21 protein-coding genes are annotated in these 20,981 nt (G+C 71.1%); 8 read left to right on the top strand and 13 right to left on the bottom strand.

Annotation, left to right across the window (positions count from 1 at the left end; translation table 11 throughout):
* Positions 1–33: 33 nt before the first annotated feature.
* The 11 genes from AMK26_RS14570 to AMK26_RS14520 form a co-directional block, all read right to left on the bottom strand.
* Complete coding sequence (locus AMK26_RS14570) at positions 34–1,317, bottom strand: MCE family protein (RefSeq protein ID WP_073755042.1); 1,284 nt, start codon at positions 1,315–1,317, stop codon at positions 34–36.
* Positions 1,314–2,615, bottom strand: coding sequence for an MCE family protein (locus AMK26_RS14565; protein WP_073755041.1), 1,302 nt, complete (start codon positions 2,613–2,615; stop codon positions 1,314–1,316). Before AMK26_RS14565 ends, AMK26_RS14570 begins: the two co-directional genes overlap by 4 nt.
* Positions 2,612–3,754: an MCE family protein gene (locus AMK26_RS14560; protein WP_241837896.1), complete on the bottom strand. Its 1,143-nt coding sequence runs from the start codon at positions 3,752–3,754 to the stop codon at positions 2,612–2,614. The genes AMK26_RS14565 and AMK26_RS14560 overlap by 4 nt, the downstream gene beginning before the upstream one ends.
* A complete protein-coding gene (locus AMK26_RS14555) occupies positions 3,751–4,731 on the bottom strand; it encodes an MCE family protein (protein ID WP_073755040.1) in 981 nt (326 codons plus the stop codon). Before AMK26_RS14555 ends, AMK26_RS14560 begins: the two co-directional genes overlap by 4 nt.
* Positions 4,728–5,765 carry an MCE family protein gene (locus tag AMK26_RS14550; protein WP_073755039.1) on the bottom strand — a complete coding sequence of 346 codons (1,038 nt, stop codon included), beginning with the start codon at positions 5,763–5,765 and terminating at the stop codon, positions 4,728–4,730. Before AMK26_RS14550 ends, AMK26_RS14555 begins: the two co-directional genes overlap by 4 nt.
* The gene (locus tag AMK26_RS14545) at positions 5,762–7,009 is read right to left on the bottom strand and encodes an MCE family protein (protein WP_073755038.1); all 1,248 of its coding nucleotides are present in this window, start codon (positions 7,007–7,009) and stop codon (positions 5,762–5,764) included. Before AMK26_RS14545 ends, AMK26_RS14550 begins: the two co-directional genes overlap by 4 nt.
* Before the next feature lie 7 nt (positions 7,010–7,016).
* Positions 7,017–7,820 carry an MlaE family ABC transporter permease gene (locus AMK26_RS14540; RefSeq protein WP_019890370.1) on the bottom strand — a complete coding sequence of 268 codons (804 nt, stop codon included), beginning with the start codon at positions 7,818–7,820 and terminating at the stop codon, positions 7,017–7,019.
* A 6-nt stretch (positions 7,821–7,826) separates the two neighbouring features.
* Entirely contained in the window at positions 7,827–8,597 is a 771-nt protein-coding gene (locus tag AMK26_RS14535; protein ID WP_073755037.1) for an MlaE family ABC transporter permease, read from the bottom strand.
* Complete coding sequence (locus tag AMK26_RS14530; RefSeq protein ID WP_073755036.1) at positions 8,594–9,505, bottom strand: ABC transporter ATP-binding protein; 912 nt, start codon at positions 9,503–9,505, stop codon at positions 8,594–8,596. Before AMK26_RS14530 ends, AMK26_RS14535 begins: the two co-directional genes overlap by 4 nt.
* Before the next feature lie 321 nt (positions 9,506–9,826).
* The gene (locus AMK26_RS14525) at positions 9,827–10,900 is read right to left on the bottom strand and encodes an RNA polymerase sigma factor (protein ID WP_073755035.1); all 1,074 of its coding nucleotides are present in this window, start codon (positions 10,898–10,900) and stop codon (positions 9,827–9,829) included.
* A 53-nt stretch (positions 10,901–10,953) separates the two neighbouring features.
* On the bottom strand, positions 10,954–12,069 hold the full coding sequence (locus AMK26_RS14520) for a lytic transglycosylase domain-containing protein (RefSeq protein ID WP_073755034.1): 1,116 nt from the start codon (positions 12,067–12,069) through the stop codon (positions 10,954–10,956).
* Between the two features lie 107 nt (positions 12,070–12,176).
* Between AMK26_RS14520 and AMK26_RS14515 the strand changes: the two genes are divergently transcribed.
* The 8 genes from AMK26_RS14515 (at position 12,177) to AMK26_RS14480 (ending at position 19,653) form a co-directional block, all read left to right on the top strand.
* Positions 12,177–12,458 carry a hypothetical protein gene (locus tag AMK26_RS14515; RefSeq protein ID WP_073755033.1) on the top strand — a complete coding sequence of 94 codons (282 nt, stop codon included), beginning with the start codon at positions 12,177–12,179 and terminating at the stop codon, positions 12,456–12,458.
* A complete protein-coding gene (locus tag AMK26_RS14510; RefSeq protein ID WP_073755032.1) occupies positions 12,455–12,832 on the top strand; it encodes a helix-turn-helix domain-containing protein in 378 nt (125 codons plus the stop codon). Before AMK26_RS14515 ends, AMK26_RS14510 begins: the two co-directional genes overlap by 4 nt.
* Positions 12,833–12,985: 153 nt before the next feature.
* Positions 12,986–13,501, top strand: coding sequence for a 2-oxo-4-hydroxy-4-carboxy-5-ureidoimidazoline decarboxylase (uraD, locus tag AMK26_RS14505; RefSeq protein ID WP_073755031.1), 516 nt, complete (start codon positions 12,986–12,988; stop codon positions 13,499–13,501).
* Positions 13,498–13,887 carry a hydroxyisourate hydrolase gene (uraH, locus tag AMK26_RS14500; RefSeq protein ID WP_073755030.1) on the top strand — a complete coding sequence of 130 codons (390 nt, stop codon included), beginning with the start codon at positions 13,498–13,500 and terminating at the stop codon, positions 13,885–13,887. The genes uraD and uraH overlap by 4 nt, the downstream gene beginning before the upstream one ends.
* 7 nt (positions 13,888–13,894) lie before the next feature.
* Positions 13,895–14,818 (top strand): factor-independent urate hydroxylase, encoded by a 924-nt coding sequence (pucL, locus tag AMK26_RS14495; protein WP_073755029.1) that lies wholly within the window; start codon positions 13,895–13,897, stop codon positions 14,816–14,818.
* 304 nt (positions 14,819–15,122) lie between these two features.
* Positions 15,123–16,460: a nucleobase:cation symporter-2 family protein gene (locus tag AMK26_RS14490; RefSeq protein ID WP_073755028.1), complete on the top strand. Its 1,338-nt coding sequence runs from the start codon at positions 15,123–15,125 to the stop codon at positions 16,458–16,460.
* Between the two features lie 51 nt (positions 16,461–16,511).
* On the top strand, positions 16,512–17,912 hold the full coding sequence (locus AMK26_RS14485) for an 8-oxoguanine deaminase (protein ID WP_073755027.1): 1,401 nt from the start codon (positions 16,512–16,514) through the stop codon (positions 17,910–17,912).
* Between the two features lie 277 nt (positions 17,913–18,189).
* Entirely contained in the window at positions 18,190–19,653 is a 1,464-nt protein-coding gene (locus AMK26_RS14480; protein ID WP_073755026.1) for a nucleobase:cation symporter-2 family protein, read from the top strand.
* 240 nt (positions 19,654–19,893) lie between these two features.
* On the opposite strand, the gene AMK26_RS14475 is transcribed toward AMK26_RS14480, so the two are convergent.
* Together AMK26_RS14475 and AMK26_RS14470 are read right to left on the bottom strand one after the other, a co-directional pair.
* Positions 19,894–20,472 (bottom strand): TIGR03086 family metal-binding protein, encoded by a 579-nt coding sequence (locus AMK26_RS14475; RefSeq protein WP_073755511.1) that lies wholly within the window; start codon positions 20,470–20,472, stop codon positions 19,894–19,896.
* 66 nt (positions 20,473–20,538) lie between these two features.
* Entirely contained in the window at positions 20,539–20,718 is a 180-nt protein-coding gene (locus AMK26_RS14470) for a hypothetical protein (protein WP_241837895.1), read from the bottom strand.
* Between the last annotated feature and the right edge of the window lie 263 nt (positions 20,719–20,981).

Genomic DNA, 20,981 nt, shown 5'->3' with positions numbered 1-20,981 from the left:
GGCGCCGTATTACGCGGGCGAAGCGCACGCCCCTCATGCCATAGGTCCGACGAGCAGCCATTGCCACGAGTCCTTTCCGAACACACTCTGTTCGCCGCCCGTCGAGCCGATCTCGACGAGCCTTCCGCCCGGCCCGGCCGCCGTGCCCGTCTCCGGGTCGTACGGCGTGACGTACGCGGCCGGGCCGGCCCCACCGCCGCCACGGGAGCCCCCCGACGGGCCGGGGGCGTTCTGCGCGCCGCGTACGGAGGTGCCGGCGCCGCGCGGGGCCGAGCAGCGCGCGTCGGTGTTGGCCGGCCGCTCGGCGGTGTCGGCCGGGTCGCGGCGCTGCGTCCCGTACCCCTGCCGGCACGGCGGCGGGTCGTCCTGGCCGGCGACCAGCCCGAAGTGGGTGGTGCCGTCACCGGGGATCACGGTGTAGCTGCCCGCCACCACCACCGGGAAGGTGACCAGGGCCTGCTCCACCCCCGGCAGCCGGGCCACCGTGATCTGGCCGCCGCTGATCAGATTGCCGAGCAGCACCGGCAGGTGCGGCCGGGTGGTCGTCAGCAGCGAGTTCACCTCCTGGGCGGCGGGCGCCCCCGCGTCGATCAGCCGCCGGATGTCGCCGTCGCTCGACTTCAGCTGAGCCGTGAGCGCGGCCAGGTCGCTCGAGAAGGACCTGATCGCCGAACCCTTGTCGGCCTGGGTCTTCAGGACCGTCCGCGAGTCCTCGATCAGCGAGATCGTCTGGGGCAGCGAGTCGGACGCCGACTCCACGAGCAGGTTCCCCGAGTCCACCAGCCGGCTCAGCTCCGGACCGGTGCCGGCGAAGGCCTTGCCCAGCTCGTCCACCGTGATCCGCAGATCGTCCTTGCCGACCGAGTTCACCAGCCGGTCCAGGCTCACGATCAGATCCGTCGCGGGCAGCGGCACCCGTGTGTCCCGGCGGGCGATCGTGGAGCCGTCGCGCAGGTAGGGGCCGCCCGACCCGCGCGGCTGGAGGTCGACGTACTGCTCACCCACCGCCGACCGGTTCGCCACCACCGCCAGCGTGTCCGCCGGGATGCGCGCCCCGTCCTCGATGTCCAGGACGACCGTCACCCCGTCGCGGTCCGTCAGCCGCAGCTCGCCGACCCGGCCCACCGGCACACCGCGGTAGGTGACCTCGGCGCCCTGGAAGACACCTCCGGAGTCGGCGAAGTCCGCGTTCACGGTGTAGCCGCGGTCGAACAGGGCGTCGGCCAGCCCGGTGTACTCGGCGCCGACGTACGACACGCCCACCGCCGTCACGGTGGCGAAGGCGAGGAGCTGCGCCTTGACCGTACGGGTGATCACAGCAGCATCCCCTTCAGCATCAGCTCCGCGAGGGAGCGGTCGGTGCCGGGCGGGAAACCGTCGCCGTCCCCGTACGAGGCATGGCCGACGGTGCACACCGGCGGGCAGAGCGGATCGCCGTCGTCCGAGGGCCGCGAAGGAGCCGGCGGCAGCGGAGCCGGATCCGGTGCGCCCGGGACGTCCGGGGCCTCGGGGACTCCCGGGGCCTCCGGCACGCCGGGGACCTCCGGCACCTCCGGCAGCCCGGGCGCCTCCGGCACACCGGGAAGCGCCGGGGCCCCGGGCTTGGCCGGCGGCTCGTCGCGGAGGTTGCCGTAGATGCTCGCCAGGTCCAGATCGGCGGTCACCTTGAGGTTGACGTAGTCGCCCTTGATCGCGCCCACCACATTGCGCGGGAACGGATACGTCGTCAGCAGCTCCAGCGCGTTCGGCAGGTCGTCGCCCGCCTTGTTCAGCTGCTCCAGGACCGGCCGCAGGGCGCGCAGATTGGCGACCACGTCGTCCCGCGACGCGTTGATCACCTTCGTACCGGTCGTGCTCAGCGCCGACAGGGAGGTGAGCATCGCCGTCAGCTTGCGCCGCTGGTCGGCCAGCACCTTCAGCGCCGGCGGTACGGTGTCGACGGCGGCCGCGATGGTCTTCTTCTCCGCCGCCAGCCGCTTGGAGAGCCGGTCGATGCCGTTCAGCGCGCGGACGATCTCCGTACGCTGCGAGTCGAGCCCGCCGATGAAGGTGTCCAGCTCGCCCAGCAGCGACTTCACCCGGTTCTCCCGGCCCTCCAGGGCCTTGTTGAGCTCCGTGGTGATCGTCTTCAGCTGGGCGACGCCACCGCCGTTGAGCAGGGCGGACAGCGCCGACAGCACCTCCTCGATCTCCGGGTTGCGGCCGCTGCGCGACAGCGGGATCCGCGCCCCGTCCTTCAGCCGCCCGGCCGGCGCCGCGTCCACGGGCGCCGACAGCGCCACGTACTTCTCCCCGAGCATGCTGGTCTGCCGCAGCTCGGCGACCGCGTTGCCCGGCAGCTTCACGTCGTCGGCGATCCGCAGCCGCACGCGCGCGTGCCAGCCGTCCAGCTCCACCTTCTCCACCGCGCCCACGGTCACGTGGTTCACCTTCACCGCGGACTGCGGCACCAGGTCCAGGACGTCCCGGAACTCGACCGTCACCCGGTACGCGTTGCCGTCGGCCGCCGCGCCGCCCGGCAGGCCGATGTCGTACAGGCCGTCGAAGTCGCAGCCCGTCAGCAGCAGCGAACCGGCCGCCGACCACACCACCGCGGTCACACGGAGGGCCCTCATACGTCCTCCTCCAGGATTCCGCCCAGCGTCCGGTCCACCGGGCCGGCCCCGGCGGCCGGAGCCCCCGGCGGCGACCCCAGCTCCGGAAGGGAATCGAACAGCTTCTTCAGCTCCTTGCAGTCCGCCGCCTTCGCCTCGCCCGTCGTACTGAGCAGCGAGCACAGCAAGGAGGCCGGATCCTGCGGCTGATCGGGGTTGTTGCGGGTGTCGAGGGTCCCGGAGGACGGGTTGTAGGCGTTCTGGAGGTTCGACAGCCCGGCCGGGGCCACCTCCAGCACCTCCGCCAGCGCGGCACGCTGCGTCACCAGCACCTTGGTGACCTCGGCGAGCCCCTCCACGTTCGTCGACAGGGACTTCTTGTTGTTCCGTACGAACTCGGACACGTCCGCCAGCGCCACGCCCAGGTGCCTCAGCGCGGCCGCCAGGTCCTTGCGCTCGGCGGCGAGCTGGTCGGCCACCTTCGCCAGGCTGTCGTTGAAGGACCGGACGCTCTTGTCGTCGGCGGCCAGCGCCGCCGTGAACACCTGGAGGTTGCGCACGGTCCCGAACAGGTCCTGCCGCCCGTCGGCGAGCGTCGTCACGGCCAGGGACAGGTCCTCCACCGTCCGGTGCAGGTTCTCGCCCTGCCCTTCGAGGTTGTCCGCGCTCACGCCCAGCAGCCGGGCCAGCGACCCCTCCTTGTTCGCGCCGCGCGGGCCGAGCGCCTCCGACGTGGTGTGCAGGCTGTCGAAGACCCGGTCCAGCTCGACCGGCACGGCCGTCCTCTCCTCCGGGATGACGTCCCCGTCACCCAGCGCCGGGCCCTTGCGGTACACGGGCAGCAGCTGGACGTAACGGTCACTGACGACCGACGAGTTGATGATGGCCGCCTTGGCGTCCGCCGGGACCTTGCGGCCGGCGTCGTACTCCAGCACCACCCGCACCCGCTCGCCCAGCGGGGTGATCTCCTTGACCTCGCCGATCCGCACGCCCAGCACCCGCACGTCGGAGCCGGGGTAGATCCCGACCGTGCGCGGGAAGTACGCCGTCACCCGGACCGGCTCCGACTCGGGCCACAGCACCACGGCTCCCGTGGCGACGACCGCGAGGGCGACGGCGGTGGCGACCGCCCGGCGCACCTTCACTCCTGGTGCTTTCACGACGTACCTCCCGTGCGCGGGACCACCGGGGCGGCGACCATGTTCTGGATGTAGCTGTCGAACCAGCGGCCGTTGCCGAGGGTGTTGGTGAAGACCCGGACGTACGGGGCCATCAGCTTGATCGAGCGGTCGAGGCTCGCCTGGTTGCGCTCCAGCATCGCCACCACCTGGTTGAGGCCCTTGAGCGCCGGGCCGATCTCCTCGCTGTTGTCCTTGACGAGGCCGGACAGCTGGATCCCCAGCGCCGCCGAGCTCTTGAGCAGGGCGTGGATCGCCGCCCGCCGGTTCGCGATCTCGGTGAACAGCTTGTCGCCGTCCTTGACCAACCGGGAGAACTCGCCCGACCGCTCGGCGAGCACCCCGCTGACGCCCCGGGCGTGGGCGAGGAGTTCCCGCAGCGCCTGGTCGCGGGAGGCGACCGTACGGGAGATCCGCGACAGGCCCTGGATGGAGGCCCGCACCTCGGCTGGGGAGTCCTCGAAGGTCGTCGAGATGGTGTCCAGCGCCGTCGCCAGCCGCTCGGTGTCGACCTGCTCGGTCGTCGTGGTCAGGTCGCTGAAGGCCGCCACGACGTCGTACGCGGGTGTCGTCCGGTTCAGCGGGATCTCACTGCCCGGCTCCAGCTGCCCCGGGCCCTTCGGCTCCAGCGCCAGGTACTTGGCGCCCAGGATCGTCTTGATGCGGATCGCCGCGCCCGTCCTCGTACCGAACGCCGGGTCGCCCTTGACCCGGAAGACCACCTTGACGTGGTCGCCGTCGAGGTCCACCTCGTCGACCTTGCCGACCTTCACCCCGGCGATCCGCACCTCGTCGCCGGGCTTCAGCCCGCCCGCCTCGGAGAAGGCCGCGCTGTACGTCTCGCCGTCGCCGATCAGCGGCAGGCTGTCGGCGTTGAACGCCGCGGCGGTCAGCAGCGCCAGCACCGTGAGGCCGGCGGCACCGATGGTGACCGGGTTCCGGTCCCGGAAGGGGATCATGCGCACCTCGCCCGGGCGACGTGAAGCTCGGGGGTGATGACTTCCTTGGTCTTCGGCAGCACGATGCGGCCGTCGAAGTCGCAGAGGTAGAAGTTGAACCAGGAGCCGTACGAGGCGGTTCTCGTCAGCTTGTTGAGCTTGTTCGGCAGCCGCTTCAGCACACCCTCCACGGTCTTCTCGTTCTTGTTCAGCGTTCCGGTGAGCTCGGTCAGCTCCGCGATGTCGGCCTTGAGCGGCGGACGGGCGTCCTCCAGCAGCCCCGACGTGGCCTCCGTCAGGTTGTTGATGTTCACCAGCGACTCGCCGATGGGCTTGCGGTCCGCCGACAGCCCCGAGATCACCCGCTGGAGCTGCTGGATCAGCCCCGAGAAACGGGCACCGCGCTCGTCGAGCGTCGCCAGGGTGGTGTTGAGGTTGTCGATCACCGAGCCGATCAGCTGGTCCCGGTCCGCGAGGGTGGTGGTGAGGGAGGCCGTGTGCGCGAGGAGGCTGTTGACCGTGCCGCCCTCGCCCTGGAGCGTCTTGATGATCTCGGTGGCGAGCTGGTTGACGTCCTTGGGGCTGAGCGCCGCGAACAGCGGCTTGAACCCGTTCAGCAGGGCGTTCAGGTCCAGCGCCGGCTGCGTACGGGACAGCGGGATCGTCCCGCCGGGCGGCATCCGCGTACCGTCGCCCGCGCCCTCCGTCAGCGCGATGTACCGCTGCCCCACCAGGCTGCGGTAGCGGATGACGGCGCCGGTACCGGCGAGCAAGGGCCGGTCCTCGGCGACCGTGAACGTCACCTCCGCCAGCGTCCGGTCCCTGATGGCGATCTCTTCCACCTCGCCGACCCGCACGCCCGCCACCCGGATGTCGTCGCCCTCCTCCAGGCTCGTCACATCGCTGAACACGGCCTTGTAGGTGTGCTCGGGCGTGAACGAGATGCTCACGATGGTCGCCGCGAGCAGCGTGGTCGCCAGGACCGTCACCACCGCGAAGACACCGAACTTGACCAGCGGTGCCGCCGTGCTCCGCGCGCTCTTCGTACGGCTCATGCGACGCTCACCGCCGTCCCCCGGGCCATCGGTCCGAACAGCAGCGTCGCCACCGCCGGAACCTCGTCGGCCGGTACGCCCATGACGGGCGCTACGAGCGAGCCCACGGCCCGCTGCTCGGCCGCCGTGGCGGACGACTGGTGCGCGACGGGGCCGCCGCCGGCCTGCACGTCACGCGTGCCGTCGTCCAGCTTGGTGTGCCCGGCCGGGACGCCGGGGCCGGGAAGCCCCCGGCAGTTCGGCCCCGACCGCTCGCGGTAGCGCGGCTCCTCGCCGGGCTCGTAGCCCGGGCGGGGGCGGACGATTTCCAGGGTGATGCGCATTTTTCCGCCTCTGAAGGTCTCTTCCGCCGCGGCCTCCTGCCTCACCAGGCCCTTGAGCAGGCACGGGTACTCCGGCGCGTACCGGGCGAACAGCGCCAGCGTGGGGCGGGAGACACGGCCCAGGGTGATGAGCCGCTCGCCGTTGTCGTCCAGGAAGGTTTCCGCGGTGCCGGCCATGGTCGCCGTGGAGGTGAACAGGGCGGCCAGCTGGTCCTGCTTCTCGACGAGGGTGCGGCTGGTGGTGATGGTGTTGCGCAGGATCTTCATCAGATCCGGCGCGGCGTCCCCGTACACCTCCGCCACATCGGCGAACCGGGAGATGTTCTCCTTGATGGACGGCATGTGCGGGTTCAGCCGGCTCAGGTAGTCCTCGACGCGTACGAGGTTGTCGCCGATCCGGTCGCCCCGGCCCTCCAGGGCGGTGGCGAACGCGGAGAGCGTGGCGTTGAGTTCGGCGGGCTTCACCGTCCGCAGCAGCGGCAGGAGGTCGTTCATCAGCTGCTGCACCTCCATGCCGACCCGGGTGCGGTCCTGCGTGATGACGTCCCCCTCCCGGATGGGCCGCGCCGTCGAACCGGCCGTGGCCACCAGGTCGACGTACTTCTCGCCGAACAGCGTCTTGGGCAGCAGCCGCGCCCGTACGTCGGCCGGGATGCGGGAGACGTGCTCCGGCTTGAGCGCGATGTCGAGGGTGGCCTTCTCGCCGTCGGCCCGCACCTCGCGCACCTCGCCGACCAGCAGCCCGCGCAGCTTGACGTCGGCCCGCGGCTCCAGCTGGTTGCCGAGCGTGCCGGCCTCCAGCGTGATCCGTACGACGGAGGTGAACACCTGCTGGTAGACAGCCACGGACAGGGACAGCAGCAGGGCGAGAACAGCCACGAAGACGACCCCGTACACCCGGAGTCTGATACGTGTACGCATATGGCCCCTACCCCGCAATCCGTACGGTCGTGCTGGCGCCCCAGATCGCCAGGCTGAGGAAGAAGTCCAGGACGTTGATGGCGACGATGGACGTCCGCACGCCCCGGCCCACCGCGACACCGACACCGGCCGGGCCGCCGCTCGCGTAGTAGCCGTAGTAGCAGTGCACCAGGATGATCACGACGGCGAAGACGATCACCTTGCCGAAGGACCACAGCACGTCCACCGGTGGCAGGTACTGCTGGAAGTAGTGGTCGTACGTGCCCGCCGACTGGCCGTAGTAGCCGGTCGTGATGGTCCGGGCGGCGAAGTACGAGGACAGCAGGCCCACCACGTACAGCGGGATCACCGCCACGAAACCGGCGATCATCCGCGTGGTGACCAGGAACGGCAGCGACGGCACACCCATCACTTCCAGCGCGTCCGTCTCCTCGCTGATCCGCATCGCGCCGAGCTGGGCGGTGAACCCGGCCCCGACGGTCGCGGACAGCGCCAGCCCCGCCACCAGCGGGGCGATCTCACGGGTGTTGAAGTACGCCGACAGGAACGCCACGAAGTTCGACGTACCGAGCTGATTGAGCGCCGCGTATCCCTGAAGACCCACCTCGGTCCCGGTGAAAAAGGACAGAAACGCGATCACGCCGACCGTGCCACCGACCACCGCGAGCGCGCCGCGGCCGAAGCTCACCTCGGCCAGCAGCCGCAGGACCTCCTTCTTGTAACGGCGCAGGGTGCGCCCGGTCCAGGCCAAGGAGCGGCCGTAGAAGACGAGTTGGGCGCCCAGCTCCTCCAGGCGGTGCAACAGAGCCATGCGTCGTCAACCCCTCTGCGGAACGACTTGGAAGTACACGGCGGTCATCACGAAGTTCGTCACGAACAGCAACATGAAAGTGATCACCACGGACTGGTTCACGGCGTCGCCCACGCCCTTGGGCCCGCCCTTCGCTGTCAGTCCCTTGTACGAGGCGACGATCGCCGAGATCGCGCCGAACACCAGCGCCTTCAGCTCCGCCGCCCACAGATCGGAGATCTGGGCCAAGGAGGTGAAGGAGGCGAGATACGCGCCGGGCGTGCCGTTCTGGAGGACGACGTTGAAGAAATAGCCCCCCGCGACGCCCACCACCGACACCAGCCCGTTGAGCAGCACGGCCACCAGCATCGAGGCGAGGACCCTGGGCACCACCAGCCGGTGAATGGGATCGATGCCCAGCACCTGCATGGCGTCGATCTCCTCGCGGATCTTGCGCGCCCCGAGGTCCGCGCAGATCGCGGTGCCGCCGGCGCCCGCGATCAGCAGCGCGGTGACGATGGGCGACGCCTCCCGCAGCACCGCCAGCACCGAGGCCGCACCCGAGAACGACTGGGCGCCCAACTGCCGGGTCAGGCTGCCGATCTGCAACGCGATGACGGCGCCGAAGGGAATCGACACCAGAGCGGTCGGCAGGATCGTCACGCTCGCGATGAACCACGCCTGCTGGATGAACTCGCGCACCTGGAACGGCCGCCTCGGGAGCGTGCGCAGCACGTCCAGGGCCATCGCGAACAGGCTGCCGGTCTGCCGCAGGGCGCCGATGGGGGAGAGGCTCACTTGGCGGTCGCCTCCTCGCGTTCGGCGATCGCTTCCCAGCGGGCCGGCCGAGTGATCCCGGCGCTCGGCAGCAGCCGGGGAGTCATGGGCAGGCTTCCCTGGGAGTCGTCGATCCCGGCCAGCTCCTGCGCGACCTGGCCGGCGTCCTTCTCCTCCGCCATGCCGATGGGCCCCTGCATGCGCCCGTTCAGGAACTGCCGTACGACAGGCTCGTCGCTGGTCAGCAGCTTCTCCCGAGGCCCGAACATCACCAGCTCACGCCGGAACAGCAGCCCGATGTTGTCCGGCACCTGGCGGGCGGAGGCGATGTCGTGCGTGACGATCAGAAACGTGGCGTCGATCTGCGCATTGAGATCCACGATGAGCTGGTTCAGATAGGCCACGCGCACCGGGTCCAGGCCCGAGTCCGGCTCGTCGAACAGGATGATCTCCGGATCGAGGACCAGCGCCCGGGCCAGCCCGGCCCGTTTGCGCATGCCGCCGGATATCTCGCCGGGCAGCTTCTCCTCGGCGCCGATCAGCCCGACCATGTCCATCTTCTCGAGGACGATCCGGCGGACCTCGCTCTCCGGTTTGCGCGTGTGCTCGCGCAGCGGGAAGGCGATGTTGTCGTACAGGTTCATGGACCCGAACAGCGCGCCGTCCTGAAACAGCACACCGAAGAGCTTGCGCACCTCGTACAGGTCGTGCTCGCGCAACTCGGTGATATCGCGGCCCGCGATCACGATCGACCCCCGGTCCGGCTTCAGCAGCCCGACGAGCGTCTTGAGGAACACCGACTTGCCCGTGCCCGAGGGGCCGAGCATGACCGAGATCTCCCCGGCGGGCAGCGTCAGTGAGACGTCCTGCCAGATGACCTGGTGGCCGAAGGACTTGGTCAGTCCTTCCACACAGATCTCGACACCCATCCGGTTCACCCTTCAGCCGTGGAGCAGCTCCGACATCTGCTCTACGGGGAGGGACGGGCGGTCCGTCGCACGGAAACCGAAAATTTTTCCGGAGCGAAACCCCAGCGACACCGACCCGCACCGACCGGGCCGCGTCCGTGCCGCCAGCCCCCCAACCACCCGCACCCGGCATCCGGCCGGGGCGGGGCCGTGCAGGGTCGCCCCCGCAGAGGTCGGCGGCTCCGTAACGGCTCCCAAGCGTCGTACCCAAGGCCGCCGGCCTCGAGGAGGTGAGCCCGGAGGGGCCACGCCCCCCACGAACCGGGCATGGCCGCCGGGCGGTCAGGGAGTCGGCACCTCGGGCGTATCGGGCGTCTCCGGCACATCCGGAGCCTCCGGGACGTCCGCGACCTCCGGGACGTCCGCGATGTCCGGGACCTTCGGGACCTTCGGCACGTCCGGAACCTCCGGGACGCCCGCGACCTCGGGTACGTCCGAGACCGCCGGAAGTGCCGGGACCTCGGGAACCGGCGGGACCTCCGGAACCTCCGGAACCTCCGCGTCGGGCAGCGGCGGCAGCGGCAGCGGCAACACCGGAAGCGCGGGTTCCGTGAGGAGCGGGCTCGGGCCCGTGGACGGGGCGCCGCTCCCCGGGGCCGAGGCCGGGGCCGGCCGCTCCGAGGTCACCGGGGCGGACGACACCGGCGGGTGCGCGCCGTCACCGGGGCGTACGTCCGCCGCCCCGGACGTGGCCGGCGCGGACGCGGGCCGGTCCTGGGACCAGTCGTGGGCGTACGGCGCGACGAACCCCGCGACGGCCAAGGTCGCCGCCGTCGAGGCCGCGGCCACCACGTGCGCGTTGCCGACCCCGCGCGGCCGGCCGCGCCCGCACAGCCACAGGACCAGGCCGAGCGTGGCCGCCAGGGAGTTGCGCAGCGTACGGCGGGCGCGGGCCAGCAGTGACTCGACCGTGCGGTAGCTGAGGCCCATTTTCCGGGCGACCTGCCCGACGTCCAGGTCCTCGGACTTGAGCCACAGCGCCTCCGCCTGCCGCGCGGGCAGCTCCCCGCTCCGCCGGGCCAGCCACGTCGCCTCGGCCCGGTCGCAGACCACCTCGTCGACCGGCGCCGGGCCGGGCGGGACGAGCGCGGCGGCCCGGCCGGGGTCGGCCTCGCGGCGGACCTGGCGGTGGCGGTCGACGCACAGCCGCATGGTCACCGTCGTCAGCCAGGCGCCGAGGCGCTCGTCGTCGAGGTGGGGCTGCTCGGCGGCCCGCAGCATCGCCTCGTGCACGGCGTCCTCGGCGTCCTCCTGGCTCATGGACCTGCGACGGGCCACCTTGAGCAGCTGCTCGCGGTGGCTCCACGCCCGCTGCCACCGGTCGTCGTCCGACGGTGCATGCATGTCCGTAGCCATGAGGGCCCCTTCGCGCTCACCCGCCGGTCCCTGCCGCCCGGCGGGACGCGACATTACCGCCCGGTATCCGGAGTTGTGGAGGGGGCGGCCACCATCGAGTCCTTACCGTTGCCCACGGGCCCACCAGGGAGGACGTCCACGGCATCCGGAACCGGAACCACAGGTTCCGACGGCACGGCCGGCCCGCCCGACGGCGGCCGCGCCGGCGAGCCCGACGCCGAAGGGGAGGGCGACGGCTCCGAGGGCCTGGGCGTGGCAGTGGGCGTGGGCGCCGGCTTCCGCGACGGCGCCGGGGAGGGCGCCGTACCGCGGCCGTCATCCCCCGCGCCGGCCGGCTCGGCGGGCGCCTTCGACGGCGAGACCCCCGGCCGCCCCTCCGCCCCCGGATCCGGAACCACCAGGTGGCCCTCCAGGAAGTACGCGAACCAGGCCCTGACCGTGCGCAGGTAGGCGGTCGAGTGGTTGTAGCCGAGGATCGCCCGGTCCAGGTCGTACGGGTCGGAGAGGTCCCGCCCGCCGGCGCACAGGTAACGCCCCGCCGCGAGCGCCGCGTCGTGGACGTTGCCGGGGTCCGCGACGCCGTCCCCGTTGGCGTCGGCGCCCCACACCGCCCAGGTCGAGGGGATGAACTGCATGGGCCCGACGGCCCGGTCGTACACCGCGTCCCCGTCGTACGCGCCCCCGTCCGTGTCCCTGATCAGCGCGAACCCGTTGCCGTCCAGACGTGGTCCGAGGATCGGCGCCAGGGTCGTGCCGTCCGCGCCCACCCGGCCGCCGCGCGCGTGCCCCGACTCCACCTGGCCGATCGCGGCCAGCAGTTGCCACCGCAGGCGGCAGCCGGGCGCGCTGTCCGCCAGCCGCTCCTCCGCCTGCCGGTACGCCGCGAACACGGTGGCGGGCAGGGTGCCGCCGCCCCGCACGGCGTGGCCTCGCGACGACGCGCCACGGCCCTTCTCCGCCGCGCCCGGCGTTCGCAGCGGCGGCAGTTCCGTACGGTACGGCGAGTCGCCGGAGACGCTCGCCCCCGGCGCGGCCGCGGCCTCGTCCCGAGCCGCCGAGGCGGAGGCCGACGCGGAGGCCCCCGGTGCCTGCGACGCGGTCAGCGCCGCCATCGCCGCCGCGGCGGCCACCGTTCCCCGGACCGCCCTGCCCCTGTGCGCTGCTTTCATGGCGTACGCCCTCCCTGCCGACCTGTGCGACCGTCCTGTCACCTCCTCTACGGGCCAGTAGCCCCCGTCCGTCGCACGCGCGTGCCGCGATTGCATACCGTGGGGGCATGCAGCGACTGAGAGTGGAGTTCACGACAGAGCCCTTCGACCTGGACGAGGCACCCGCCCACGCGGTCGTGGCCCGTGAGGTCATCCAGGCGGCCGATCTGGACGCCGTGGACGTGGGCCCGTTCGGCAACACGGCCGAAGGCGGCGCGGACGCGGTGCTCACCGCGGTCGACGCCCTCCTCCGCCAGGCCCTGGGCGCGGGTGCCACCCGGGTGTCGCTGCAGGTCAACGTGATCGGCGAGACCGGGGGCAGCCCGGCGGCAGGGGAGGACGAGAAGTGACCGAGCCGGGAGATCACCCCCTGGTCACCGCGGTGAAGCCGCTGGTGGACGCGATGGGCGCCCAGATACTGGGACCGGAGCAGGCCACGGCCGACGACGTCGTCCTCGCCTGGGAGGGCGAGGACGTCCTCGCCGTACGGCTGCCACAGCTCGCCGACTCGCTGGATCACATCCTGGTGGCGATGGAACGACGGCACGGGAAGCCGCTCGCCGAGCTGGACCGCAAGACGAAGCAGGCCGTCGTACGGACCCTGGAGGCGCGCGGCGCCTTCTCCGTCCGCCATGGCGTCGAGACCGTCGCGGGTGCGCTCGGGGTCAGCCGGTTCACCGTCTACAACTACCTGAACAGGGAAAATGCCGCGAAGAGTGAGTAAGTGATGACTGTGTGTCGAAGGCCGCCGTCCAGATGTCGGGACGGCGGCTTTTGTGTCACCGAAGTTTCAACAAAGTGTTGACGGAGCGTTGGGCGAGGGCGTTAGCTATCCGCAGCCCGTCCAAGCACAGGAAAAACAGCCACGGAGGCTCCCGTGACTTCGAGTACGACACCGGGCCTCGCCCGGTTCAACACCTCCGCGGACAGCGACGCGCTCGCCGCCCTGCACGAGGTGTGTGCCAGCTCGGCGTGGGGGAGCAAGCTGCTCGCCCAGCGCCCGTACGCCACCACCGAGGCCCTCCTTCTCGCCAGTGACGCCGCCATGGCCGAACTGACGGCGGAAGACCTGGCCGAGGCGATGGCGGGGCACCCGCCGATCGGCCGCCCGAAGCCCGGTGACCCGACCTCCTCCCGCGAACAGAGCGGGATGGCCGGTGCCTCCGAGGACCTCAAGGCGGAAATGCTCGAACTGAACCTGGCGTACCAGGAGAAGTTCGGCCACGTCTTCCTCATCTGCGCCACCGGCAGGACCGGCGAGCAGATGCGCGACGCGGTGCGCGAGCGGATCGAGAACTCGCCCGAGCAGGAGCGGGAGATCGTCCGCGCCGAACTGGGCAAGATCAACCGCATCCGCCTGACCCGCCTCGTAGAGGAAGAGAACGCCGCATGAGCACGGAAACCACCGCATCGGTGTCCACGCACATCCTGGACACCAGCATCGGCCGCCCCGCCGAGGGCGTCGCCATCTCCCTGTCGGCCCGCAGCGGGTCCGGCGCACAGTGGGTGGCGCTCGGCGGCTCGGCGACCGACGCGGACGGGCGTTGCAAGGACCTGCCGGCCCTGCCGGAAGGCACCACCCACGTACGTCTCGACTTCGAGACCGAGGCGTACTTCGACAAGAAGCAAGCCGAGGCGCAGCAGGACGCCCCCCGCGTAAGGGACAGCGGCGCGTTCTTCCCGGAGGTGGCGATCACGTTCGCCGTCGTGCCGGGCGAGCACTACCACGTACCGCTGCTGCTCAACCCGTTCGGCTACTCCGTTTACCGAGGGAGCTAGCAGACACATGCCCACGATTCTCGGCCAGAACCAGTACGGCAAAGCAGAGAACCGCGTCGTCAAGATCACGCGGGACGGCGACACCCACCACATCAAGGACCTGAACGTCTCGGTCGCCCTCTCCGGCGACATGTCGGACGTCCACCTCACCGGCTCCAACGCCAACTGCCTTCCGACCGACACCACCAAGAACACGGTGTACGCGTTCGCCAAGGAGTACGGCATCGAGTCCGCCGAGCAGTTCGGCATCCACCTGGCGCGTCACTTCGTGACGTCGCAGGAGCCGATCCACCGGGCGCGCATCCGCATCGAGGAGTACGCCTGGGAGCGCATCGAGACCTCCGAGGCCAACTCGAAGTTCATCGGCGCGGACGAGGTCAAGCACTCCTTCATCCGCAAGGGCCAGGAGACCCGCCTCACCGAGATCACCTACGACGGTGAGAACTGGCAGGTCATCTCCGGTCTGAAGGACCTGGTCGTCATGAACTCCACCAACTCGGAGTTCTGGGGCTACATCAAGGACAAGTACACGACGCTCCAGGAGGCGTACGACCGCATCCTGGCGACCCAGGTCTCCGGCCGCTGGCGGTTCAACTGGACCGACGACGAGCAGCGGATGCCCAACTGGGAGAAGTCCTACGAGCAGACCAAGAGGCACATGCTCGAGGCCTTCGCGGAGACCTACTCGCTGTCGCTCCAGCAGACCCTGTACCAGATGGGTTCGCGGATCATCAACAGCCGTTCGGAGATCGACGAGGTCCGCTTCTCGCTCCCGAACAAGCACCACTTCCTGGTCGACCTCGAGCCGTTCGGGCTGAAGAACGACAACGAGGTCTACTTCGCGGCGGACCGTCCGTACGGCCTCATCGAGGCCACCATCCTGCGTGACGGTGTGGAGCCGAAGATCCCGGTCGACATGACCAACCTCTGACGCCAGCCCGGTGCCGCCCCGCCCGCCCGCAGTCGGGCGGGGCGACACCGGACCGGAGGGACCAGCAATGGCACAGCCTGCAACAGGGCCGGCACCAGAAGGCCCGTGTTCCACCCCACCGGAGACCACGACCGCACCCGCCTCCGCCCCGACGGCGGAACGCCCCGCGCAGCCCCGCGCCGCGGCGGAGCACAACCCGGCGGAGCGTACGGCGGCGAACCGGCCCGCGGCGAACCGGCCCGCGGCGAACCGCCCCCCGGCGAACCGGCCCGCGGCGGACCGCCCCGCGCAGCCCCGCCCCGCGGTGTGTCACCCGGTGGACGAAAAGCTCCCCTTCTCGCGGCTCGTCCCCGCCGCACTCCAGCACATCGCCGCCATGTACGCGGGCGTCGTCACCCCTCCGCTCATCATCGGCCAGGCCGTCGGCCTGGACGCCGCCGGAATGACCCGGCTCATCGCGGCGAGCCTGCTCATCGCCGGCCTCGCCACCATCCTCCAGACCATCGGCGTCACGAACGTCGCCGGAAACCGGCTGCCGTTCGTCAACGCCGCCTCCTCCGCCGGAATCGCGCCGATGCTCGCCATCGCCGAGACCAGCGCCCCCGGCCACCAACTGCCCGCCATCTACGGCGCCGTCATGGTCGCCGGAGTGTTCTGCCTCGCCGTCGGTCCCTTCTTCGGCCGCCTCCTCCGCTTCTTCCCGCCCCTGGTCACCGGCGTCGTCATCACCCTCATCGGGGTGACCCTGATGCCCGTACCGGTGAGCTGGGCCCAGGGCGGGGACGAGCACGCCGCCGACTTCGGTGCCATGAAGTACCTGGCGCTCGCCGCCTTCACGCTCGTCGTGATCCTGCTCTTCCAGCGCTTCGGCAAGGGCTTCGTCAAGCAGATCGCCCTGCTGCTGGGCCTGTTCCTCGGCACGCTCGCCGCGATCCCCTTCGGGATGGCCGACTTCGCCACCCTCCGCGAGGCCCCCGTCGCCGCCCTGCCCTCGCCGTTCGCCTTCGGCGCGCCCGAGTTCCAGCCCGCCGCGATCCTCTCCCTGTGCATCGTGATGCTGGTGCTGATGACCGAGTCCAGCGCCGGAATGCTCGCCCTCGGCGAGATCTGCGAACGCCGCACCGACGGAAGGACCATCACCCGTGGTCTGCGTACGGACGGCATCGCCACCCTGATCGGCCCCGTCTTCGGCGGGTTCCCCACCTCGGCCTTCGCCCAGAACGTCGGCGTCGTCTCCCTCACCCGGGTGCGCAGCCGCTACGTCGTCGCGGTCGCCGGCGGCGCGCTCCTGGTCCTCGGGCTCTTCCCGGTCCTCGGCGCGGTCGTCTCGCTCGTCCCGATGCCCGTCCTCGGCGGCGCCGGTATCGTCCTGTTCGGCTCGATCGCGGTCAGCGGCATCCGTACGCTCTCCGAGGCCGGACTCGACGACAGCTCCAACATCATCCTGGTGGCCGTCGCACTCGGCGCGGGGATCATCCCGCTCGCCGCGCCCACTTTCTACGCACACTTCCCGGCCTGGGCACAGACCGTCCTGGGCTCCGGGATCAGCGCCGGAGCGCTCGTCGCGGTCCTGCTCAACCTGTTCTTCCACCATCTCGGCACCCGGCGCCGTCACCCGGTCCCGGCACTCAAATCCTCCTAGGGTCCTGCCGTGCCCCCACCGCCACTGCCACTGAAAGAAGAAGGAAGCACCATGGCACCTTCGGCAGCCCAGAGCGCTCCCCAGCGCATCGTGATCGAGAACTGCGCCATCGCGACCGTCGACGCCAACGACACCGAGTACGCCTCGGGTCACGTCGTCATCGCGGACAACAGGATTGAGTCCGTCGGAGCAGGCAAGGCCCCCGAGGGCCTGACGAACGTCGTACGGCGCGTCGACGCCACCGGCCACCTGGTCACCCCCGGCCTGGTCAACACGCACCACCACTTCTACCAGTGGATCACCCGTGGCCTGGCCACCGACCACAACCTCTTCAACTGGCTCGTCGCCCTCTACCCGACGTGGGCGCGCATCGACGAGCAGATGGGGTACGCGGCGGCCCAGGGCTCCCTCGGAATGATGGCCCGCGGCGGCGTCACCACCGCCATGGACCACCACTACGTGTACCCGAAGGACTCCGGCGACCTGTCCGGCGCCATCATCAAGGCCGCCTCCGAGATGGGCGTCCGCTTCACCCTGGCCCGTGGCTCCATGGACCGCAGCGAGAAGGACGGCGGCCTGCCGCCGGACTTCGCCGTCGAGACCCTCGACGGCGCCCTCGCCGCCACCGAGGAGACCGTCAAGAAGCACCACGACGCCTCCTTCGACGCCATGACGCAGGTCGCCGTCGCGCCCTGCTCGCCGTTCTCCGTCTCCACCGAACTGCTCCGGCAGGGTGCCGAGCTGGCCCGCCGCCTCGGCGTGCGGCTGCACACCCACGGCTCGGAGACCGTGGAGGAGGAGCAGTTCTGCAAGGAACTGTTCGGCATGGGCCCGACCGACTACTTCGAGTCGACCGGCTGGCTCGGCGAGGACGTGTGGATGGCGCACTGCGTCCACATGAACGACTCCGACATCGCCGCCTTCGCCCGGACGAAGACCGGTGTCGCCCACTGCCCCTCCTCCAACGCCCGCCTCGCCGCCGGCATCGCCCGCGTACCCGACATGCTCAAGGCCGGCGTGCCGGTCGGCCTCGGCGTCGACGGCACCGCCTCCAACGAGTCCGGCGAGCTCCACACCGAGCTGCGCAACGCGCTGCTCATCAACCGCCTCAACCCGGTGCACCGCGAGGCCGCCCTCAACGCCCGCCAGGCGCTGCGCCTCGGTACGTACGGGGGCGCCCAGGTCCTGGGCCGGGCCTCGCAGATCGGGTCCCTGGAGGTCGGCAAGCTCGCCGACCTGGTGCTGTGGAAGCTGGACACGCTCGCCCACGCCTCCATCGCCGACCCGGTGACCGCTCTCGTCTTCGGCGCGGCCGCGCCGGTCACGGCCTCGTTCGTCAACGGCAAGCAGATCGTGGAGAACAGCCGCCTGCTGACCGTCGACGAGGACGCCATCGCACGATCCACCCGGGACGAGGCCCAGCGCCTCGCCCGTATCGCCGCCCAGGGCTGACCCCCTGGGGCGCACATCGCCGCCCGCGTCCGACGCGGGTGGGCGATCCACGAAGTCCGGTCGAGGGGGACGGCCCTCGACCGGTCGCCGTGGACCCGAGCGGGGTCCATGGCAGCCGGACCGGGGGGTGCCGTACCGCAATGAGGTACAGCACCCCCCGGAACGGTGAAGTGAAGCGTGTCCGGTCCCCCACAGCGACACGCGTTGGGCGCAGTACCTGCAACACCTCCCTGAAACCCACGTCCCCGAGCACGTGTAACCGACCGGAGGAACCCACGTGGCCGCCAAGCCCAGGTTTCGCAACGACGAAGACGCCACCGCCACCGACGCAGGAGCCGCCCCGGCGGACCGGAAACATCCGGTCGACGAGAGGCTCCCGCCCTTCAAGATGTTCACCAGCGGCCTCCAGCACGTGGCCGCGATGTACGCGGGCGTGGTGGCCCCGCCCCTGATCGTCGGAGCCGCCGTAGGGCTCTCCGGGACCGAACTGACCTTCCTCACCGGCGCGAGCCTGTTCACCGCGGGCCTCGCCACCTTCCTGCAGACCCTCGGCATCTGGAAGATCGGCGCCAGGCTGCCGTTCGTCAACGGCGTCACCTTCGCCGGTGTCGCCCCGATGCTCGCCATCATCGACACCACCGAGGACAAGGCGGACGCCCTCCCGGTCATCTTCGGCGCGATCATCGTCGCCGGACTGCTGGGTTTCATCGCCGCTCCGTACTTCAGCAAGCTCGTCCGGTTCTTCCCGCCGGTCGTCACCGGCACCGTCATCACCCTGATCGGTGTCTCCCTGCTGCCGGTCGCCTTCGGCTGGGCCCAAGGCCCCAACCCGGCGGCCAAGGACTACGGTTCGACCACCTATCTCACCCTGGCCGGGATCACACTCGTCCTGGTCCTGGTGCTACGGCGGTTCACCCGGGGGTTCGTCAAGCAGATCGCCGTACTGATCGGCCTGGTGCTGGGCACGCTGATCGCCATACCCTTCGGCGTCACCGACTTCAGCCCGGTCACCGAGGCGGACATCGTCGGCTTCCCGACGCCGTTCCACTTCGGCGCCCCGCAGTTCGCCCTCGCCGCGATCATCTCCATGTGCGTGGTGATGCTCGTGTCGATGACCGAGTCGACCGCCGACATGCTGGCGCTCGGTGAGATCGTCGAGCGGCCGGCCGACGAGAAGACCATCGCGGCAGGCCTGCGTGCCGACACCCTCGGCTCGGCGATCAGCCCGCTGTTCAACGGCTTCATGTGCAGCGCCTTCGCCCAGAACATCGGTCTCGTCGCCATGACCAAGATCCGCAGCCGGTTCGTGGTCGCCTGCGGCGGCGGCTTCCTGGTCCTGATGGGCCTCTCCCCGGTGGCCGCCTCGCTGATCTCCGTCGTACCGCGCCCGGTACTGGGCGGCGCGGGCGTCGTCCTCTTCGGCTCGGTCGCGGCCAGCGGCATCCAGACCCTGGTCAAGGCCGGCCTGGAGAAGGACAACAACGTCCTGATCGTGGCCGTCTCGCTGGCCGTCGGCATCATCCCGATCACGGCGCCGGAGTTCTACCACGCCTTCCCGGAGACGGCGAAGATCATCCTGGACTCCGGCATCTCCACCGGTTGTGTCGCCGCCGTCCTGCTGAACCTGGTCTTCAACCACCTGGGCAACGGCGGCCGCGACGCCGACGAGGTCACCGCCCCGATGGAACCGGGCGAGGAGATCTCCGAAACCCGAGCCACCAAGACGGCGCCGGTGCACTGACGAACCGATCCGACCCAGTGTCGACAGGGGGCGTGTACGGCACCGGCGGGTGCCGTACACGCCCCGCTGCCGTGGGGGCATCACGCCGCCCGTCGCGTCCGATGCCCCGGACGCACCGGAACCGCGCCCGGCCACGCCGGTGTCGGGCATCGCGTACCGCCCAGGGCACAGAGGTACCAGCGGGGGCGAGCACGGCGCGTCATGGGCCGCGGGCATGCCCCTCCCGGGGTACGCGCACCCTCACCTCCCCGGGCGCCAGTCGGGGCAGCGGCCGCTGAGGCCGATCACCCGGTCGAGCAGGGGCGCGTCGTCCGGCACCGGGACCGGCGGGCCGAACGGGCCCCGCTGGTCCGGGTCGTCCGCGGTGGGGGCCAGCAGGGCGTACGAAGCCTCCAGGGACGCCTGGTCCGGCGCGTACTCCTGGCCGGTCGCCCGCGCCAGGTCCCAGCCGTGGATCAGCACCTCGTTCAGCGCGACCATGCCCGCCACCTCGCCCGGCAGGGTGACACCACCCGCCCTGGTGGTGCCCTCCCAGGCCCCCTGGGCCCGCCAGGCGTCGGCCAGCTCGTCGAGCCGGCGGGGGAGCGCGGTGCGCCAGTCGTCACCGAGCACCGGCAGGCCTGCCTGGGGATCCGTGTCCGTGGTGGGCCCGAAGTCCTTCCTCCCGGCGTCCCGGAAGGCGACCGCGAGTCCCACCAGATGGGCCAGCAGCTCCCGTACGGCGTATTCGGGGCATGGCGTCGGGGCATCGAGCCGGTCGTCGGCGACCCCGTCCAGCAGCTTCGCCACCCGGCGGGTCGCGGGTCCCAGATCGAGCATGACTGTCTCCGTGTGTGCGTCCATGTGTGGGCAGACCGCCACCGGCCCGGAAACTCATCGTCCCCCTCACCGCGTCCTCCGCGCGCACTCGGCCGCCAGCCGTGGATACGCCCGCGCGATCGCCTCGTACACCCGCCTCCGCAGCAGCCGCTCGGCCTCCGCCCGCCCGGTCGCCGCGAACAGCCCGTCCAGCAGCGCGTCGTACCGGCGCAGCACATGGCACAGATAGTCCACCTGCCAGCGCACCAACGCCCCCGCGGGCCCGGCCCCCGCCGCACCGCCCCGCGCCCCTGGAACCCCCGCCGCACCGCCCCCCGCCCTTGGAGCCCCCGGGCCTGGAGCCCCCGCCCCTGGAGCCCCCGCCCCTGGAGCCCCCGCCCCCGGAGCCCCCGACCCTGGAACCCCCGGCGCTGGTGCCCCCGACCCCGGCGCCCCCGACCCCGGCGCCCCCGACCCTGGAGCCCCCGGCCCCGGGGCCGGCGCAGGTCCTCCACCCAGCAGCCGTCGGT

Origin of the sequence: Streptomyces sp. CB03234, from assembly GCF_001905885.1 — a bacterium.
GTDB lineage: Bacteria > Actinomycetota > Actinomycetes > Streptomycetales > Streptomycetaceae > Streptomyces.
The sequence above is the reverse complement of the archived record's forward strand: the minus strand, read 5'-3'. Positions and strand labels throughout refer to the sequence as shown.

What these genes read in the sequence shown, in the direction of transcription:
- AMK26_RS14565 (WP_073755041.1), bottom strand. Translation starts at nt 2,615, where the DNA reads ATGAGGGCCCTCCGTGTGACCGCGGTGGTGTGGTCGGCGGCCGGTTCG.
- AMK26_RS14555 (WP_073755040.1), bottom strand. Translation starts at nt 4,731, where the DNA reads ATGATCCCCTTCCGGGACCGGAACCCGGTCACCATCGGTGCCGCCGGC.
- AMK26_RS14550 (WP_073755039.1), bottom strand. Translation starts at nt 5,765, where the DNA reads ATGAGCCGTACGAAGAGCGCGCGGAGCACGGCGGCACCGCTGGTCAAG.
- AMK26_RS14545 (WP_073755038.1), bottom strand. Translation starts at nt 7,009, where the DNA reads ATGCGTACACGTATCAGACTCCGGGTGTACGGGGTCGTCTTCGTGGCT.
- AMK26_RS14540 (WP_019890370.1), bottom strand. Translation starts at nt 7,820, where the DNA reads ATGGCTCTGTTGCACCGCCTGGAGGAGCTGGGCGCCCAACTCGTCTTC.
- AMK26_RS14530 (WP_073755036.1), bottom strand. Translation starts at nt 9,505, where the DNA reads ATGGGTGTCGAGATCTGTGTGGAAGGACTGACCAAGTCCTTCGGCCAC.
- AMK26_RS14525 (WP_073755035.1), bottom strand. Translation starts at nt 10,900, where the DNA reads ATGGCTACGGACATGCATGCACCGTCGGACGACGACCGGTGGCAGCGG.
- AMK26_RS14520 (WP_073755034.1), bottom strand. Translation starts at nt 12,069, where the DNA reads ATGAAAGCAGCGCACAGGGGCAGGGCGGTCCGGGGAACGGTGGCCGCC.
- AMK26_RS14515 (WP_073755033.1), top strand. Translation starts at nt 12,177, where the DNA reads ATGCAGCGACTGAGAGTGGAGTTCACGACAGAGCCCTTCGACCTGGAC.
- uraH (WP_073755030.1), top strand. Translation starts at nt 13,498, where the DNA reads ATGAGCACGGAAACCACCGCATCGGTGTCCACGCACATCCTGGACACC.
- pucL (WP_073755029.1), top strand. Translation starts at nt 13,895, where the DNA reads ATGCCCACGATTCTCGGCCAGAACCAGTACGGCAAAGCAGAGAACCGC.
- AMK26_RS14485 (WP_073755027.1), top strand. Translation starts at nt 16,512, where the DNA reads ATGGCACCTTCGGCAGCCCAGAGCGCTCCCCAGCGCATCGTGATCGAG.
- AMK26_RS14475 (WP_073755511.1), bottom strand. Translation starts at nt 20,472, where the DNA reads ATGCTCGATCTGGGACCCGCGACCCGCCGGGTGGCGAAGCTGCTGGAC.